Origin of the sequence: Companilactobacillus alimentarius DSM 20249, from assembly GCF_002849895.1 — a bacterium.
Lineage (GTDB): Bacteria > Bacillota > Bacilli > Lactobacillales > Lactobacillaceae > Companilactobacillus > Companilactobacillus alimentarius.
In genome coordinates this window covers 906,369-924,190 of record NZ_CP018867.1, presented here as the reverse complement: position 1 = coordinate 924,190, position 17,822 = coordinate 906,369, and the positions used below count along the sequence as shown (strand labels likewise).

Sequence of the window (17,822 nt, the reverse complement as noted above, 5' to 3'; positions counted from 1 at the left end):
AATTTTGGATAGAAAACTTTTTAGCGAACTATCAGAAATAAAGACAACAACGTTAGATATTGCGTGGTTGATCTTAGCAATCGTTTTTACCTATCTAAATTATGAAACTTTTAACTTGATTTACGGTTTATTGGGTTTTGTCGCAGTATTTTTCATTCATTTATTTATTAATTTTCACAATAATTATATGGATTATCGAAATTCCACGAGTGAAGAATACCGTAAGAAAATCAGTACGATCGGAATCAATCGTGAATCACTGGCAATAGTCAAAAAATGGATGTACGGTTTGGCCATTTTTCCATTAATAATTGGAGCCTTTTTAGTTTACAAAACCGGCTGGATAACTTTAGTACTTGGTATTATTGGTATCGGTGTTGGTTTATTGTATTCTGCGGGTCCAAAGCCATTAAACTCTACGATGTTTGGAGAAATAGTGGTGGCTGTTGCCATTACCCAGTTGATTCCAGTGACCTATGTTTATCTAGGGTTAGTTGGAGTTGGCAAATTTGATTCTAGTACCGCAATTTCAATAATTTTGGTTAGTTTGCCAAATACTTTTGCTGCTTTTTGTGCAGAATTAAGTAATGGAACTTGTGATTTAGAAGCAGATGTTAAAAATGGTCGGAATACATTGGTCAGCAGAATAGGCAAAACCAATGCATTGAGTTTATTTAAGGCTAGTTGGGCCTTAGCCTTCCTGCTAATTCCCATTTTGGCTGTTTTAAAAGTAGTACCTTACATTACACTGTTACTCGTACTGCTTTATCCAAATATTTGGGATGATCTACGTCCTTATCTAAAAGAACAGATAAAGACAAAGACATATCCTTTAGTAATTAAAGCTGTGACAAAGTTAGTCGTGGGTTATATCTTATTAATTGCTGTCGGGGCGATTATTAAGATGATTATGTCCCTTATAGTTACAGCCCACTAGAAAAGTTGACTCACTCCTAAACTTTTTTAGACAAAAAGAGAGCTCATCTAATTGTCGGGATTAGATGAGCTTTTTGGTTGCTTAAAATAAGCACATATTAAATTATACATATCTTTTGATAACTTTGCCTCAATTATTTTTAAATTACCCGTAAAAGGTTCTTCAAAGACTAATTTGTAGGCAAATAATAATAATTTGCCATTTTTAGGATCAGAGTTGTAAAGGGGGTCATTTACAATCGGCCAACCACAATAAGATAAGTGAACGCGGAGTTGATGTGTACGACCAGTTAAAAGGTTTAGATTTAACAGGGCATAATTGGAATTCTTTTTAATTACGTTATATTCGGTAACAGCTCTTAACCCAGAATCTTTGACCATTCTCTTTCTAACATCTTCAGGGTCTTGGTCAATCGGTAAGTCAATAGTGCCACGCTCAGCAATAGGATTGTTTAACTTTACTACGGCTAGATACTGACGATGTAATTTCTTACTGCTTAGTTGCCGATTAAAAATTGGAACTAGATAAGGTGTTTTAGAAATTAAGACTAGTCCTGAAGTTTCCATGTCGATTCGATGAACCATGTAAGGGTGACCATTTTTCAGATATGATTCTACGTCATTCATCAAAGAATCATCTTCTTGATTGGTATTGGGATGGGTCTTTTTACCAGCAGCTTTGTTGACGACGATAATATCATTGTCTTCATAAGCAACCTGGACTGGATCATGACCAGGCAGGTAATGTTGTTGAGTACGGGGTGGAAAATTGAATTTAAGTGTTATTTCATCCTTATCTTTAACAATTGTATTAAAGGGATGATATTTTTGATTAATTAAAACGTCGTGCTGAATGCGGAGAAAATGCTGCCACTTCTTAGGTATTAGCCACTTTTTTAATAGTTGACGAAGCGATAAATCTTCTTGTTTTTTAGAATGATAAATGATATTTTTTTGATACATTACTTTGCAACTCCTTAAATATTAGTGAGTAGATTAAAAAATATTCCAATAATGTGATAAAATTTGTTCTTATACAGAGGTATTTTAAACAATGAATAATGAAAACAGGTTTTGGGTTTGGCTCAAACCGAAGTTACTAATTGCTTGGTCTTTTATCAAAAAATATTGGAAAAGATTTCAAATTACGCGTTGGATCATTTTATTGGTTCTAATGGCGATATTAGTTTTAAGTAGTTTTTGGACTTATAAGGCAAAAACGTCGAATGTAGAAAATTTACAATCATCTTTACAGAATAAAACAACTGTTTTGGATAAAGATGGAGATGATGCTGGCGAATTGTATGCTAACAAGGGGACTTATGTCAGTTTCGACAAGATTTCTAAGAATATTCAAAATGCAGTCATTTCGACTGAGGATCGAACCTTTTGGACCAATCCCGGATTCAGTATTAAGGGATACATGCGCGCTGCTTTGGGGTATGTAATACATCATGGCATTACTGGTGGTGGAAGTACTTTGACGCAACAGTTGGCTAAGAATTCACTTTTGACGCAGAAACAGACTCTTTCCCGTAAAGGGGAGGAATTATTTCTATCTATTGAAATCAATCGAGTTTATTCAAAAAAAGAAATTTTGACAATGTATTTGAATAACGCTTATTTTGGTAACGGTGTTTGGGGAGTTCAGGATGCTTCTGAAAAGTATTTTGGTAAGAATGCCTCAGAATTGAATCCAGCTGAGGGGGCCGTTTTAGCGGCTATTCTAAAGGCTCCTAATAATTATAATCCGATTGATAGTATGTCTAACTCAAAGGCACGACGTAATCTGGTCTTAGACTTGATGACTCAAACTAAGAAGATAACAGCCGCTCAAGCTACGTATTATAAGAATACACCAATTACGTTGAATGATAATTATTCGGGTAATAGTTCTTACAAGTATCCTTACTTCTTTGATGCTGTTATCTCTGAGGCTGTCAACAAGTATGGTCTTAAGGAAGATGATATTTTGAATAAGGGCTACAAGATTTATACGACCTTAGATCAAAATATTCAAACTAAGATGCAAAACTCATTTAATAATAGTTATTTATTCCCAGCTAATGCAGCTGATGGTACTAAGATACAAGGTGCTTCAATAGCGGTAAATCCAAAGAACGGTGGAATCTTAGCAGTTGTGGGTGGTCGAGGTGACCATACGTTTAGAGGCTTCAATCGGGCAACGCAGATGAAACAACAGCCTGGATCGACTATCAAACCATTGGCAGTCTATACTCCAGCCATTGAAAACGGCTATAGCTATGATTCCGAACTGCCTGATGAAGTAACTAGTTTTGGTAAAAATAAGTATACTCCTACCAATGCTGATGGTTTGTATCAAAAGTCAATTCCGATGTACAAGGCTTTGATTCAAAGTGAGAATGTACCAGCAGTTGCTTTATTAGATAAGATTGGCGTGCAAAAAGGTGTCAATTCGGTTGAAAACTTTGGTATCAAAATTCACAAAAATGATCAGAATTTAGCACTAGCTTTGGGTGGTTTAGAAAATGGTGTTTCTCCACTACAAATGGCTCGCGCTTACACAGCTTTTGCTAATGAAGGAAAATTAGCTAATACGCATTTCATTACTAAAATCGTTGATTCGACTGGTACGGTGATTGTTAATAACACTAATACTTCTACTAAGCAGATTATCAGTAAAAATACGGCTAAAGAAATGACTAGTATGATGTTGGGTGTATATAACGAGGGTACTGGTAAAGCCGCCAAGCCATCAGGATATCAAATTGCTGGTAAAACAGGTAGTACTGAGGTTCCACGTTCTTGGGGTTATGATGGGACAAAGGATCAATGGATGATAGGTTATACACCGGATATCGTTGTAGCCAATTGGATTGGATTCGATAATTCTGATAAAGATCACTTCATCCCGGCCTATAGTGAAAATGGTTTGGCAACACTCTTTAAGAATGAGATGACGAATATTTTACCAGAAACTAAAGGTACTGACTTTGGAGTAAAAGATGCCGCTAATTTAGCTCAAGCTAATAAAGACGATTCTTCTGGTAGCAAAAATATTACAAAATCTATTGAAGATGGTGTAAATAACGTTAAAGATAAAGCCACGGAATGGTATAATGATATTAAGAATTTTTTTGGTCAATAGGAGGACTGTATGAACATTTATGATAGTGCCAACCAACTCGAACAAGATTTAAGAAAGACAACGGAAGTTTCTGAATTAAAACTTGCTTTTGAAGCCGTTAAGGCAAATGACTTGGCTTACAAGCTTTTTGATAAAGTTCAAAACAAACAATTTGAACTCCAACAAAAGCAAGCCCAAGGTCAAGAAATCACGGATGACGATATCAAAGGAATGCGTGAATTGACAGATCAACTTTCAAATTACAGTGAAATTCAAAACTTAATGGAAAAAGAGCAAAAGATGAATTCGATGATGGAAGAATTGAACAAGATCATTTCAAAGCCAATCGCCGAAATTTACCAAGATAAATAATAAGGACTTAGGGCTGAGGTATTTTTGCTCAAGTCCTTTTCTTTTATGGGGGAGTTTCAGAATGAAGTTTTTGCATGCAGCCGATTTGCATTTAGATACACCTTTTGTCGGCATCAGTGACTTTTCAAAACAATTACAGGATCAACTCAAAGATTCAACCTATGAGGCAGCTAAAAAGCTTTTTCAGACAGCAATATCTGAAAGAGTTGATTTTGTTATCTTAGCAGGAGATATTTTTGACGATACAGATAGTTCATTAAAGGCTCAAATGTTTTTAAAATCTGAATTCGAAAAGTTGTCTCAAGTTAATATTAAAGTCTTTATGATCTATGGCAATCACGATTATTATCGTAATGATTTTTCAGTCATTGATTTTCCTGAGAACGTGACTGTCTTTGGAGAAAATCCTGAAATGAAAACTTTAATCGCTAAGGATGGACAAAAAGTGGGAATAGCTGGTTTTAGCTATCATCAACAACACGTTAAAAAGAACGTGGTGGAAAATTATCCTGAACGTAATTCAGTTGATTATCAGATTGGTATCTTGCATGCAGGTGTCGGTGATGATAATTATGCTCCTTTTAAAATCAATGATCTCTTGAAAAAAGGCTACGATTATTGGGCCTTAGGTCATATTCATAAGCGAGAAGTTCTACACGAAAGACCAGTGATTGTGTATCCTGGGGACATTCAAGGCCGCAATCAAAATGAAACGACTCCTAAGGGCTTTTATATCGTTTCAGTTGACAAACAAACAACGCACTTAAGATTTGTTCAAAGCAGCGTCTATGACTGGGAGAAGTCCGGTTTAAGCGTAACGAGCGATGATACGGTTCAATCTCTAATAAAAAAGATTGGGGCTAAATTGAATGAACCACAAGTTCTCTTAACTTTAACGATAAATGATGCACAGAAGTTGCATGAAGATGTCTTAAAAGTAATTCATCGTCATGAACTTTGGCAACAGGTATCTAATATGAATACGCCAGGATTATTGTATAAAATTATTTTGAAGTACAATGATAATCCACAACTGGCTACAATTGATCAGAAATATTGGGATGAAGCAGAAAAAGAAGTAATTGATTTGGATGCTATTAAAGATCTAGATAGCAAACTTTATAGTTCTGATATTATTCGTAAACATATTAATGAATCTGATTTTTTGAAAAATATAATTGAATTGACTAAAAATACAATTAATCAAAAATATACTGGAGAGTAATCGTGAAATTAATTAAGGCAAAAATATACGGCTTTGGTAAATGGGTCGATCAAGAATTTGACTTTAAACAAGATTATCAAGTTATTTTTGGTTCAAATGAAGCTGGAAAAACGACCCTTTTAAATTTTATTAAAAGTATCTTATTTGGCTTCGCTTCGGCCCGTGGAGATAATAAATATTTACAGTATAAGCCCAAAAATAGTAGTAGTTATGGTGGTGAATTAGAGTTTCAGTCTGATGACAAAAGTCTTTGGCTAGTTCGTAGAGTTGAAGGAAAAGGCAACGGAACAGTTACCTTATTTCATGATGATCAACAAGTGCCAGAAAGTCTTTTGCAAGAGATTATTGGCAGCTTCACTAAAGATGATTTTGAACACACGCATGTTTTTGACGATAAAAATATTTTGTCTATCTATGGATTAGATGAAAAGCAATTGGAGACAGAAATAATGTCAGTGGGAGCTGTCGGTAGTAAAGAATGGCTAGCTACAGCTGATCGAATGAATGAGGCTGCGGAAACAATTTACAAAAAACGTGGACAAAAGCAGCCATTAGTGACGAAACTAAAAGAACGTGATGATCTTTTAGTTGAAAAATCAGAATTTGAGAATCAACAAGTTGCTTATCGAAAAGTTGAAAGTCAGTTAGCACAAGTTCAGGAAAAATTTGATCGTAATGAAGAATTATTGAAAAGTGTCAGTCAGAATGAAAATGACTTGCGTAATTTGGATAAGAAGTGGCCTCGTTACGAACAGCTTTCTTCATCAAAAGTCCCTGCTGGCAGTGGGATCTCAGTTAGCAATGATGATTGGGAGAACTTTCTTACTGATAATCAGGAATTGAGTACTTTGCAGGAAACTTCCACGACAAATCGTGTGGCACAATTGGACAATGTCGAAAAGCAGATTTTGGTCAATTATCGGACTAATCAAAAACGTCTGGATTATATTCGCAATCAAAAGTTTGAATTGCAAAATTTACAATTTCATCGTGACGATATGAAGTCAAAGCTTTTGAAGGTCGATACGCAAGTCGATCAACTCTTTAAAAATAATCCCCAATTGTCAGAAGATATGAAACCGTTGTCCAGCTCTGAACTGGGGAAAATTACACCACAGCAAAATACTAAGAACTATAATCTTCCATTGATTATTATAGGTATTGCTGTGATTTTGATGTTTTTAACAAAGAATCCTTTGAAATTGATTTTTGCTATCGTAGCGATTGCTTGTGGTGTTTGGTACTGGTATCAGGGGAAAAATTCTAAATTTAAGGGAGCTAGTGGACCTTCTTTTTTACAACAAAAGGGATACGAGAATTTGACTAGGGAAAATATCCTCAATTTACAAAGTGTTGTCATTCAACTGGCAAATTTTAGAACGATCCAAAATGGACTAAGTGATGGTATCAAAGCTATCGAAGTTGATTTAAATAAATGGCGTAATATTTTGATTGAACTGAATGTTTTGGATAAATCCTATAAGAAAGATAATTATAATGAACAAATAGAAAAGTATTTTACGCGATTAGATAAGATTAAAGCTCGAGCAGATTTGAATGCTCAAAGTGCGTCTGAAACTGAAAAAATTACTAATGATCGTAATCAGCGTTTGCAAGAAATCAATGCCGAAATTTCACGAATTGTTGCTAAATATCAAGTGCCAAATGTTGAAACCTTTGTCCAAATGCACACCAATCAAGTTCAAAATCAAAGAATTATTAATGAAGTAAAACAGGATAAGGCCTTTTTAGGCGATGATTTAAAGAAATTACAACAGTATAATAGTCACGATTCTTTGATGAGAGATTTAAATCAGGTTACAAAAAAGAAGCAACAATTGACCGATAGAAATAATGAATTGAGTCGACAGATGGGTTCTTTGAAAGAACAAATGCAACAGGTTTATGACAATACACAATATCAAAAACTTGTAGACCAATTAGCTCAAAATCAGGCCGATATTGTTGAATACTACGATGAGTGGTTGGCTAGAAAATTGGCTAGCAAGTGGATTCGTAAGATGCTCAATATTGCTACGGAGAATCGTTATCCGAGGATGATTGCTAGAGCAACACAATATTTTTCCTTGTTAACGAATAATAATTATATTCGAATTGATTTCAATAAAAATGATATTGGCGTTATCAGTCAAGATAAAAATAAATTTAATGTTCACGAATTATCACAGGCGACAACCATCCAATTGTACATATCATTAAGATTGGCTTTCGTAACTGAAATCGCTGATTTAATCAAACTACCGATTTTAATTGACGATGCGTTTGTTGATTTTGATATCTCTAGAACGAATAATGTATTTAAATTGATTCAAGAGGTGGCTAAGAGTAATCAAGTCATTTATGTCACTGCTAATGAGCCAAAACATTTATCGCAAGATCATATCTTAAGGTTGGGGGGAAGTAATAATGGTTAAACATATTATTGATTTTAACAAAGGTGAAAACATGAGTTTGGAAGTTATCATTAAGCGCTCGGATTTTCGCCTAGCAAAAAATGGGAAAAACTTTTTGTCATTAGTTTTTGAAGATAAGTCTGGTCAAATCCCTGGAAAATATTGGGATGCAAGCGAAGAAGATGCTAAGAAGTATCATGTTGGGGCTATTGTCCAATTAGAAGGTAGAAGAGACCTTTATCAAGGCAAGCCCCAAGTGAATATTACTCGTTTAGGATTACTTGATCCACAGACGGTTGACATGGCCCAATTCGTTCAAACGGCACCCATGAAGAAGTCAGATATGGAAGATGAATTTGAAGATGTCTTCTTACAAATTACTAATGGAGCTTGGAATAGAATTGTCCGTTACTTGTTTAAGAAATATCACGATCGTTTCTTTATCAGTGCTGCTGCAAAAAGCAATCATCACGATTTTCAAGGTGGTTTAGCTTATCACACATTGAGTATGGTTCGTTTAGCTGAAAAAGTTGCTGATCTTTATCCACAAATCAATCGAGCACTGTTAATTGCCGGTGCTTGTTTACATGATTTTGGTAAAATCGTTGAATTGACAGGTAATCTTGATATTGAATATACCTTTGAAGGTAACATGTTAGGACACATTACGATTGTCGATGAGGAAATTGTTCAAGCTGCAACTGATTTACAGATTAATTTAGAGAGTGAAGATATGATTCTTTTACGACACATGATTCTTTCACATCATGGTTTGTTGGAATATGGCTCCCCAGAACGCCCTAAATTGCTTGAGGCTGAGGTTTTGCATAATATCGTGATGGACGCATCCATTAATATGATTACTAAGGCATTGACTAAGACTGAAAATGGCAAGTTTTCAGAGCGAGTCTTTGGATTGGATAATCGCTCATTTTATAAGCACAGCTAAAATGTAATTATTCGGTTTGAAAAATCAATTCTTTGACAACTTTTTTGAGATTAGTTAGTGTGAATGTATGTTTGAAAGCGATACATTCATAGGAGGATTGTGTAATGGCAGATATTACAATTTTTGGTAGAGGAAATATGGGACAAGCAATTGGCGGATTGATGACTCAAGGTGGCAACCAGGTTACTAAATTGGGACATTCCGATGCAGTACCAACATTAGGATCAATCGTTGTTTTAGCAGTTCCATATGATGCAGCTCTTGCAATTGCTAAAGCAAATAAATCCGAGTTAAAGGGAAAAGTAGTTGTCGATGTTACTAATCCAGTTAACTTTGAAACTTGGGATGGATTAGTTGTCCCAGCCGATAGTTCGGCAACTGAACAACTTGCAAATCTACTACCAGACTCGCAAGTTATTAAGGCATTCAATACAAACTTTTCGAATACCTTGGTAACAAAGAAAGTAAATGAAACTGTTCCAACTAAAATTTTGACAGCTGGAGATTCTTTGGAAGCTAAGCAGGCTTTGAAAGAATCACTTGAGGGAAGTCAAGTTGAAGTTATTGATGCCGGTAATCTAAATAGAGCACGAGAACTTGAAGCATTTGGCTTCTTACAAATGTCTTTAGCTACTAATAAAAAGATTACAGGCTTAGGTGTATTAGACTAGTTATTGTAATTTATAAATATAAGAAAGCAAGATATAATGTGGTCATTCGAGCGTTAAAATAATAGACCAAGGCAATCGTACTTTGATTACCTTGGTCTATTTGGTTTAAGGAAAAAGCTATGATAGTTTTGCGTTTACTTTGAAAATTTAGCTAATAGATGGTTATGTCTTAAGTTCTTCTTATTATTGGGTTTCACTTCAAATCTGGAAATTCAGTTAGTTTTAGATTTAATTCAAAATATAGTTTCTTTATTCAGAATTGATACTACTAATAATAAAGTTTGAGTAAGGAAAATGTGTCTTCATGTTTGTGGATGAAGTGTGTCGGAGAGATAGTTGAAAATAAATAGTCTGAGATTCCCTATTTATAAAACACACTTTGGGTTCCTCAGACTGGTTTAATAGATGAATCAATGAACAAATAATTAATCAAAAAAATAAGATAAGTTGATATGATAAATACTTGATATTAAATGTAAATTTTCTAATTCTGGATAACTTTCTTCTCTTTCCCATTGGGATATTGCTTGTCTTGTAATATGTAATTTTTTTGCGACATCGTTTTGTGAAAGACCATTCTTTTTTCTCTGATATTTCAATTTTTCAGATATATTCATGTTTTTATCCCCCCAACGAGTATGTAGAAAGGAGCTCTTTCGAAAGTACCCCTTTCTTTCATTATAAAGGAAACAGCTTCATAATAAAAGTTGGAATAGGAAATAGATTAAAAAGAGATAAATTCTAGATAATATCTTTTGAGTTTTTTAATCTATTATTCCATAAAATGAAAGGGAAATTGAATATTATGAATTTAATGAATAGGATTGCTATTTCCGGAGCTGCATTGTTAATGTTAGAATCTACCTCTATTGGAGTAGTTACTGCAAAGGCGGATTCAATCAATAATGTAAATGAAGAAATGACGATACCGGATAAGTATATAAGTATTAGTAATAGTCAAATCCTAAATGCACTTAAAGAAAATAATCCAGAAGCATATGCCAAAATTTCCGTGTCGGAAAGAACGGCTCTTTTAAGACAGGACATGTTGCGTCAGGGCGAAACATATATAAAGACTAATAGTACGGGATTTACGGTTTATCTTAATTCGGCTATTGTAAAAACTGCAAAGCTTGCGGGAATGGGTGCAGTTGCATGGGCTATTGCTTCTGTAGCCGCCACAGCAGGATTAACCGCGGGTCCAACGGCAGCCATATCTACAGTTGTTGGTGGACTAATTGGACAGGTTCCTGATGGTAGAGGTGTTTGGGCTAAGTTAAGCAATGAAGGTTCTTTGGTTACATGGGGACTTCAGTAATTGAAGACCATTTTATATAAGATGGGCCGCAAAAGTTATATATTTGAAATAGTTGCCTTAATGGCTACTATTGTGCAACAAAATAAGTATGCTAGTTTTACGCCTATATCATATTATGCGATTTGCGCTACTCTAATTGTCTTGATCGTTATTTCGGTTCCGGAAGGATTACTTTATAAAAAGTTAAAAAATAAGTGAATTACTTCTTAAGAATTAGATAATCTATAGTTGCTTAAAAAAAGGTCCGATATGAATTTTAAAATTCATATCGGACCTTTTTTAAGTAACTAAGTGTTTCCAAACCCAGTTAGGTTCAAAAACATGAGATTAATCACGAGTTTTGTAAATTAAAAATTGGAGAATAGATCATTTTTTAAGATGTATCTATCTCACATTTTTTTGGTTTATAACAGGAACAACCTTTTATCAAATTGTTTTGCTATACTTTTGCCGATACAGAAAATTGGGGCTGACGTAACTGAGGCAAGATGGAGATTTGAAACCACAGATGAAAGACTTTATCTTTCAATCTTCATTGATTTTTATTCAGGAGAAATACTTTCGTATAGCACCTCATTGCATCCAAATACTGATTTCATTATCGAGTCTCTTTTATCGGTTCTAAAAATGACCAAAGATACTGGATATTTATCGACAATGCATTCAGATCAAGGGATCCAAAGATCCATCAGTTAAAGATAGGAACTGTGCTGAATTATAAATACGCGACACGAAAACAATTAGAGCAAGCAATATCTAAATGAATCAAATTTTATAATAATAAACGAATTCGACAATCAAACAATTGACTAATACCAATTGAAATGAGAAATAAATGCCAAAAAAAATATGCCTGACCACATTTCTGCGATCAGACATATTAATGAAATTCACTCCAATTATTGGAGTTCACTTCACAAGAATCTTTTCAATTACTTATCTATTATTATTTCTTACTTGATGAAGAAGATGATGATACGTAACCTGAAAGAACATCTTTCAAATCACTATCCTTGATAGAAACATCGGCTCTCTTCAAGACTTTAGAAATAACCTTTTGCATAACGGTTGAATCTTGTAACCATGAAGCGTAGAGCTTAGACTTAAGTTCAGCCTTGTGGTCACTCATCTTACCCTTAGCAGGTTTCTTAAGTAACTTGATAACACTGTAACCATAGTTAGTCTTAACAGGTGTTGTTGTGTAATCACCGACTTTGTCGATCTTGTAAGCAGCTGTCTTGAATGATGAATCAATACTTGTTGAATCATTGTCAAAGGCTGCTAATTTACCACCTTTGTTCTTTGTAGCTGAGTCTGTTGAATATTGTTTAGCAAGTTTAGTGAAGTCGCCACCGTCTTGAAGTTTTTGAATAACTTCTTGAGCAGTTGATTTCTTACTTACTAAGATATGTGCAACAGTGATCTTAGGTTGGTAACTCTTCCATTCTTTCTTAAGTTGTTTGTTTGTAACTTTCTTGTTCTTCTTCAATGCAACTTCTGTAAGAAGATTTGTACGGAGATTCTTCTTAAATTGAGCTGTTGTCATACCATTTTGTTGAAGAAGTGAACTAAATGAAGAACCGTATTGACTCTTGTACTTGTTGTATTCTTTAGTAACTTGCTTTGTGGAAACATCCTTACCATATTGGTCTTCAAGGGCCTTTGTGATAATCATTGTTTGAAGTGTTTGCTTACCTTGGGAAGAACTCTTCATTTCTTTATAATATTGTTCCTGAGTGATTTTACCACCCTTAAGCGTAGCAACAGTCTTGTTACCGGAACATCCGGCAACAACAGTTACCATCAATAGACCAGCAAGTGCCAAGATCCATTTAGTTAATCGTTTATTCATCTTTACACATCCTTAATTTATATATCTCTACAGTTGAAAAGACTACCATAAAAAGTGGTTAATAGTTTATCATTTTATGAAAAAATCACAGAAAATTCATATTTGACCTCAATTTTTGTTCAATTTATCAAGGTTTTCTTTCATTTCGGCAATGGAATCTTGTAATTCTTCAACATCTGGCTTAATGCTTTGTGAGTAGTCAGTTAAATCTTCTTGAATGCCTGAAATAACTTCAGGTACAACAGTAGCATTTTTTTGAAGATCAGCTAATATGTCTTTAAAATCTTTTATATTCTGAAATAACTTGGTATTATTAACACTAGACGTGGTGTCTTTTGATTGGAGTAAATGAATGGCGACACCTGAAACTGCCCCGATTGCGAATCCAGTAAAGAATTTCATCTTTAATCCTCCAAGTTTTGTTTGATCTTGTCAGCACGATCTTGTAGTTCTTCACTACTTGCAAGACCCGTGTTGTCTCCCCAGTGCATTGAAAAGTCGTCATCTTTTGAATAACGAGGGACTAGGTGAATATGTGAATGCATAACGCTTTGGTAAGCAATCTCGCCATTATTTTGGCAGATATTCATACCAATGATTTTAGGATTAGAAGCTTTGATGGCACGAGCAATCATCGGAATCTTCTTGAAGACGCGTTCAGCAAGATCTTCATCATAAGCAAAAATGTCTTGAACGTGTTTCTTAGGAACGACCAGTGTGTGACCTGGTGTTACTTGAGAAATATCGAAGAATGCTTTGATATCATCATCCTCGTAAATGGTAGTACTTGGAATTTCATTGTTAATGATTTTGCAAAATACACAATCATCCATGTAAAAAATCTCCTTTCAAAAACAGCAATATATTTACTACAATGCTATCATATTAACATTATTAAAAACAGATAATAGGTGGTTTAATCCATGACTTTAGAAGTAAAAGAACTGACCGGTGGATACGGTCAAGTATCAGTTTTAAAAAAAGAAACGTTCACAGTTAAAAGTGGGCAAGTTGTTGGAATGATTGGCTTGAATGGTGCTGGTAAATCAACAACTATTAAACATATCATTGGACTTTTGACTCCTCGTGGCGGACAAATCTTGATTGATGGAATAAGTTTACATGATGATGTTGAAAAATATCGAAAAAAAATTGCTTATGTTCCTGAAATGCCCATTTTGTATCCAGAATTGACCTTAAGGGAGCATATTGATTTAACAATTATGGCTTATGGTTTAGACCATGATCAGACGTGGAAGAATGCCAATGAATTACTAAAAACATTTCGTTTAGATAATAAATTAGATTGGTTTCCACAAAACTTTTCTAAGGGTATGAAGCAAAAGGTAATGATTGTCTGTGCGTTCATGACTGATGCTTCCTTATTTATTATTGATGAACCCTTTACAGGATTAGATCCATTGGCAGTCAATGATTTACTGAACGTCGTTGAAGCCAAGAAAAAGGCGGGATGTTCAGTTTTGATGTCGACGCACGTTTTGGCGACAGTTCAAAATCATGCGGATAAATTTGTCTTGATCAATCATGGTCAAGTTCGTGCTGATGGTACATTGGATCAATTAAAGGCTAAATTTGATATGCAACAAGACAGTAATTTAGACGATATCTATATCAAGATGTCCCACGAGGATCTCTAATGACTAAATTATGGCAAGAGAGATTAAGACGTCATCAACTAGACCAATTTAAATATTTGCGACTTATCTTTAACGACAATTTTGTTTTAGCCTTTATTGTCTTGATAGGTGCCTTAGGTTTTTGGTATTCTAATCTCTTAGGAACAATTCATCATCAATTAATGTTGGGAAAACCAATTGTAATTCTGTTGCTTTTCTTAGCAGTTCAAGTTGGTGGTATTGCAACCTTAATGGAAGATCCTGACAGCACATTTTTGTTAGTTAAGGAAAAAGAATTTTATAAATATTTTAAGGCTGCTAAAAATTACAGTGTGTTTATTCCAATCGTGACTTTGGCTTTAGCTAACTTCTTGCTGTCAGCTTTTGCTTCACGAGCTGCAGGAATGAGAATAGCCGATATTGTTTTAGTTGCAGTTGGTTTAATTGTTTACAAGTTAGGCTTTTTGAATGTAAATTTGATGGCACTTTATGGACGAGATCATTTTGGAAATTTCAGTATGAAATTGGTTTCGAATTTAATCTTGATAGTATCTTTAATTCTTTCAGTTTATTCATTTAGTCCCTTAATGGTGATTGTAGGTGTGATTTATTACCTATTTCTAAATATGAGAGTTAAGACTTTAGAGACCAGTGGACAATTACAGTGGAAATATGCGATTGAAACAGAGAATCAACGAATGTTTCGAATCAAACGTTTCTATAATTTATTTACAGATGTTCCTGGAGTTAATAGCAAGATTAAGCGCCGTAAGTGGTTAGATTGGGTTTATAAATTTATTAAACCAAGTAATAACAATACTTATTTGTATTTATTTGCACGTGGATTCGTGAGAAACAATGAATATATAGGCTTGTTTTTACGATTGACGATTATTCAAGCAATAATGCTCTGTTTGATCGACAGCTTTTATATTTCGTTGATAGTGGAAATGTTGTTTATTTATCTAGTAGGATTTCAATTAAAACCATACTTTAAAGAAGTTATGCAAAATTTAATGCAGAGATTATATCCAATTTCGGGTAAAATGAAGATTGCTTCGTTTACAAAGTTGAGTACAGTCATCTTAGGAATTCAATGGATTGTTAGTGCTTTAGCTATCCTTTATAAATTTGGTTTAAGTATCAATAGTTTGATAATTATTGCGGCTGGTTTATTAGTGTTGATTTTTGTGAACTACTTCTATATGCCACGACAATTAAAAAAATATCTAGATTAATGGAGAAAATTTGATTTATGCGATTAAGAAACAAACCTTGGGCTAAGGATATGATCAATGAAAACCTTGACCTGATTGCAGTACAGCCTGAAAATATGCAGGGTAAGTGGCAAGAACGTTTTGCTAAAAAACAGCCTTTATTTATCGAAGTCGGTTCGGGGAAAGGTAAATTTATAACTGAATTAGCTCAAGAAAATCCTCAAAACAACTATATTGCAATGGATGTTCAAGAAGGGGCAATTGCTTTGGTATTAAAAAAGCAAGTTGAATTGAAATTACCCAACTTGCAGTTATTGTTAGCTAATGGTTCTGGTTTATCTGAATTATTTGGTGAAGGGGAAGTTGACGGTATTTATTTAAACTTTTCTGATCCCTGGCCTAAGACTCGTCATGAAAAGCGTCGTTTAACCTATAAAGACTTTTTAAAACAATATCAATACATCTTGAATGATGATGGCTATTTACAGTTTAAGACCGATAATCAAGGTTTATTCGAGTACTCATTGGTTAGCATGAATAATTATGGTATGAAATTTGATGAAATATCATTAGATTTACACAACGATGATAAATTGAATGTTAATAATATTGAAACTGAGTATGAAAAAAAGTTTTCAAAAAAAGGCTTCAGGATCAATTACCTGAAAGCCCATTTCGAAAACTAGTTTATTAATTTTATTGTACTTTTTTAATGTTAAGTAATTCACCGGTAATGGCGTCAGCAATGAAATGATATTGAGCGACGTCGAATTCGTCCATGGTAGTAACGCCACCAACGATTCCCCATGTTGAACGACCATTTACATCGACTCTTTGATAAAATGGTTCAACCCAAGAACCAATAACTTTACTATCTTCGCCTAAAACAGACTTAACTTTATCAATTATTTTCTCGCTATCCAGATGGTGTTTTACTAAAACTGTAGCGGCTGCACCAGCCACAAGTACAGAACCAGTAACGATTAATGAACCGATACCTTTTTTACTCATAAAAAATCACTCCTTGATTTCGATTTACTGATATATTAACACTATTATATCTCAATCGAATGCTCAAGAACATTTAATTGACCGTTTTAAAAATAAAAAGTATCTTATTGACAGAGGTGAATAAATATGAAGACAATTGAAGATTATAATGTAAAAGATTGGCATGAAGCAACAAAGGAAGGCAAGTATGTCCTATTTTTCCACGCTGATTGGTGCCCAGATTGCAAATTTATCGAACCAAAACTACCAGAATTAGAAAAAGAGTACTCAGATTTCACTTGGATCAGTTTTAACCGTGATAATAACATGGAAGTTGCTCAAGAATTAGGAATTATGGGTATTCCTAGCTTTGTTGTTATTGAAAATGGAAAAGAAATTGGTAGACTAGTAAATAAAGATCGAAAAACTAAAGAAGAAGTTGAGACCTTTATTAACAGCGTAATTAACAAATAATTGATCAAGTGAGGGGAAAAACTTGCTATTAAGCTTTTATAATCCAGAAGTTTTAGGGGACGTTCTAATTGTGGAATTAGGCAATGATGTTGGTATTTCACAGGATACGACCCAAAAAGATAATATTGTACGTATTTTCAATGAAAAGAATGACGAAGCTATTGGCTTCAATTTCTTTGACCTAGGAGAGAAACTAGGAATTCAAAATGAATCCGGTCAAGTTTTCTTAGATGATAAACAAGTAGATGTTTTAAATGATACGCTTGTTAAAGCAGGTTTTTCTGACAAATTAGAAGCTGATAAAAGTCCGAAGTTTGTAATTGGACATGTTGATGAAATGAAGGCTCATCCTGATTCAGATCATTTACATATTACTCAGACTGATGTCGGCTTAGATAAACCAGTCCAAATCGTTTGTGGTGCTCCAAATATTGACGAAGGACAATTAGTTGTCGTTGCTTTACCAGGTGCTGTTATGCCTACTGGCAAGGAAATTTGGCCAGGTGAGTTGCGTGGTGTCGATAGTTACGGAATGATCTGTTCTGCTAGAGAATTAGGAATTCCTAATGCACCGCAAAAACGTGGTATTCTAGTACTTGATCAAGGAAAAGCTGGTCAAGCATTTGATTTTGAAGAAGCAAAGAATTTGTTTAATTAG

General features: G+C 34.3%; 19 protein-coding genes. 13 read left to right on the top strand and 6 right to left on the bottom strand.

All coding sequences use genetic code 11. The features are described 5' to 3' along the window. The first annotated feature begins 4 nt into the window (after positions 1–4). Complete coding sequence (locus LA20249_RS04520) at positions 5–937, top strand: prenyltransferase (RefSeq protein WP_057739951.1); 933 nt, start codon at positions 5–7, stop codon at positions 935–937. Positions 938–984: 47 nt separating this feature from the next. Here the strand turns inward: LA20249_RS04520 and LA20249_RS04515 are convergent, their stop codons facing one another. After that, the gene (locus LA20249_RS04515) at positions 985–1,899 is read right to left on the bottom strand and encodes an RluA family pseudouridine synthase (protein ID WP_083477977.1); all 915 of its coding nucleotides are present in this window, start codon (positions 1,897–1,899) and stop codon (positions 985–987) included. 91 nt (positions 1,900–1,990) lie between these two features. Here LA20249_RS04515 and LA20249_RS04510 point away from each other — a divergent pair, with 91 nt between their 5' ends. The 6 genes from LA20249_RS04510 (at position 1,991) to LA20249_RS04485 (ending at position 9,676) form a co-directional block, all read left to right on the top strand. Further along, complete coding sequence (locus LA20249_RS04510) at positions 1,991–4,066, top strand: PBP1A family penicillin-binding protein (RefSeq protein ID WP_057739953.1); 2,076 nt, start codon at positions 1,991–1,993, stop codon at positions 4,064–4,066. A gap of 9 nt (positions 4,067–4,075) precedes the next feature. Next, entirely contained in the window at positions 4,076–4,417 is a 342-nt protein-coding gene (locus LA20249_RS04505; protein WP_057739955.1) for a YlbF family regulator, read from the top strand. Between the two features lie 61 nt (positions 4,418–4,478). Beyond that, a complete protein-coding gene (locus LA20249_RS04500) occupies positions 4,479–5,642 on the top strand; it encodes a metallophosphoesterase family protein (RefSeq protein WP_057739957.1) in 1,164 nt (387 codons plus the stop codon). 2 nt (positions 5,643–5,644) lie between these two features. After that, the gene (locus tag LA20249_RS04495) at positions 5,645–8,077 is read left to right on the top strand and encodes an ATP-binding protein (RefSeq protein WP_057739958.1); all 2,433 of its coding nucleotides are present in this window, start codon (positions 5,645–5,647) and stop codon (positions 8,075–8,077) included. Continuing rightward, complete coding sequence (locus LA20249_RS04490) at positions 8,070–9,005, top strand: 3'-5' exoribonuclease YhaM family protein (protein ID WP_057739960.1); 936 nt, start codon at positions 8,070–8,072, stop codon at positions 9,003–9,005. The genes LA20249_RS04495 and LA20249_RS04490 overlap by 8 nt, the downstream gene beginning before the upstream one ends. A gap of 104 nt (positions 9,006–9,109) precedes the next feature. Beyond that, positions 9,110–9,676: an NADPH-dependent F420 reductase gene (locus LA20249_RS04485; RefSeq protein WP_057739962.1), complete on the top strand. Its 567-nt coding sequence runs from the start codon at positions 9,110–9,112 to the stop codon at positions 9,674–9,676. Between the two features lie 425 nt (positions 9,677–10,101). Here LA20249_RS04485 and LA20249_RS04480 read toward each other — a convergent pair whose 3' ends face one another. Next, a complete protein-coding gene (locus LA20249_RS04480; RefSeq protein WP_057739964.1) occupies positions 10,102–10,293 on the bottom strand; it encodes a helix-turn-helix domain-containing protein in 192 nt (63 codons plus the stop codon). Between the two features lie 233 nt (positions 10,294–10,526). On the opposite strand from LA20249_RS04480, the gene LA20249_RS04475 reads away from it, so the two are divergent. Next, the gene (locus LA20249_RS04475) at positions 10,527–10,994 is read left to right on the top strand and encodes a hypothetical protein (protein WP_157054449.1); all 468 of its coding nucleotides are present in this window, start codon (positions 10,527–10,529) and stop codon (positions 10,992–10,994) included. Positions 10,995–11,940: 946 nt separating this feature from the next. On the opposite strand, the gene LA20249_RS04465 is transcribed toward LA20249_RS04475, so the two are convergent. The 3 genes from LA20249_RS04465 to LA20249_RS04455 all read right to left on the bottom strand — a co-directional run bounded on the left by LA20249_RS04465 (position 11,941) and on the right by LA20249_RS04455 (position 13,679). Further along, complete coding sequence (locus LA20249_RS04465; protein ID WP_057739970.1) at positions 11,941–12,846, bottom strand: peptidylprolyl isomerase PrsA; 906 nt, start codon at positions 12,844–12,846, stop codon at positions 11,941–11,943. Between the two features lie 108 nt (positions 12,847–12,954). Beyond that, positions 12,955–13,248: a hypothetical protein gene (locus LA20249_RS04460; RefSeq protein ID WP_057739972.1), complete on the bottom strand. Its 294-nt coding sequence runs from the start codon at positions 13,246–13,248 to the stop codon at positions 12,955–12,957. Between the two features lie 2 nt (positions 13,249–13,250). Further along, entirely contained in the window at positions 13,251–13,679 is a 429-nt protein-coding gene (locus LA20249_RS04455; RefSeq protein WP_057739974.1) for an HIT family protein, read from the bottom strand. Between the two features lie 90 nt (positions 13,680–13,769). Here LA20249_RS04455 and LA20249_RS04450 point away from each other — a divergent pair, with 90 nt between their 5' ends. From LA20249_RS04450 to trmB, 3 genes are read left to right on the top strand one after another with little or no spacing between them, the layout of a single operon-like run. Beyond that, positions 13,770–14,504, top strand: a complete 735-nt coding sequence (locus tag LA20249_RS04450; RefSeq protein ID WP_057739976.1) for an ABC transporter ATP-binding protein — start codon at positions 13,770–13,772, stop codon at positions 14,502–14,504. After that, positions 14,504–15,721 (top strand): ABC transporter permease, encoded by a 1,218-nt coding sequence (locus LA20249_RS04445; RefSeq protein WP_057739978.1) that lies wholly within the window; start codon positions 14,504–14,506, stop codon positions 15,719–15,721. Before LA20249_RS04450 ends, LA20249_RS04445 begins: the two co-directional genes overlap by 1 nt. Before the next feature lie 17 nt (positions 15,722–15,738). Further along, complete coding sequence (trmB, locus tag LA20249_RS04440; RefSeq protein ID WP_057739980.1) at positions 15,739–16,386, top strand: tRNA (guanosine(46)-N7)-methyltransferase TrmB; 648 nt, start codon at positions 15,739–15,741, stop codon at positions 16,384–16,386. Between the two features lie 10 nt (positions 16,387–16,396). Here trmB and LA20249_RS04435 read toward each other — a convergent pair whose 3' ends face one another. Further along, positions 16,397–16,711: a hypothetical protein gene (locus tag LA20249_RS04435; RefSeq protein ID WP_057739982.1), complete on the bottom strand. Its 315-nt coding sequence runs from the start codon at positions 16,709–16,711 to the stop codon at positions 16,397–16,399. Positions 16,712–16,837: 126 nt separating this feature from the next. Here LA20249_RS04435 and LA20249_RS04430 point away from each other — a divergent pair, with 126 nt between their 5' ends. Beyond that, entirely contained in the window at positions 16,838–17,164 is a 327-nt protein-coding gene (locus tag LA20249_RS04430; protein ID WP_025084477.1) for a thioredoxin family protein, read from the top strand. A 22-nt stretch (positions 17,165–17,186) separates the two neighbouring features. Further along, on the top strand, positions 17,187–17,822 hold the full coding sequence (ytpR, locus tag LA20249_RS04425) for a YtpR family tRNA-binding protein (RefSeq protein ID WP_057739984.1): 636 nt from the start codon (positions 17,187–17,189) through the stop codon (positions 17,820–17,822).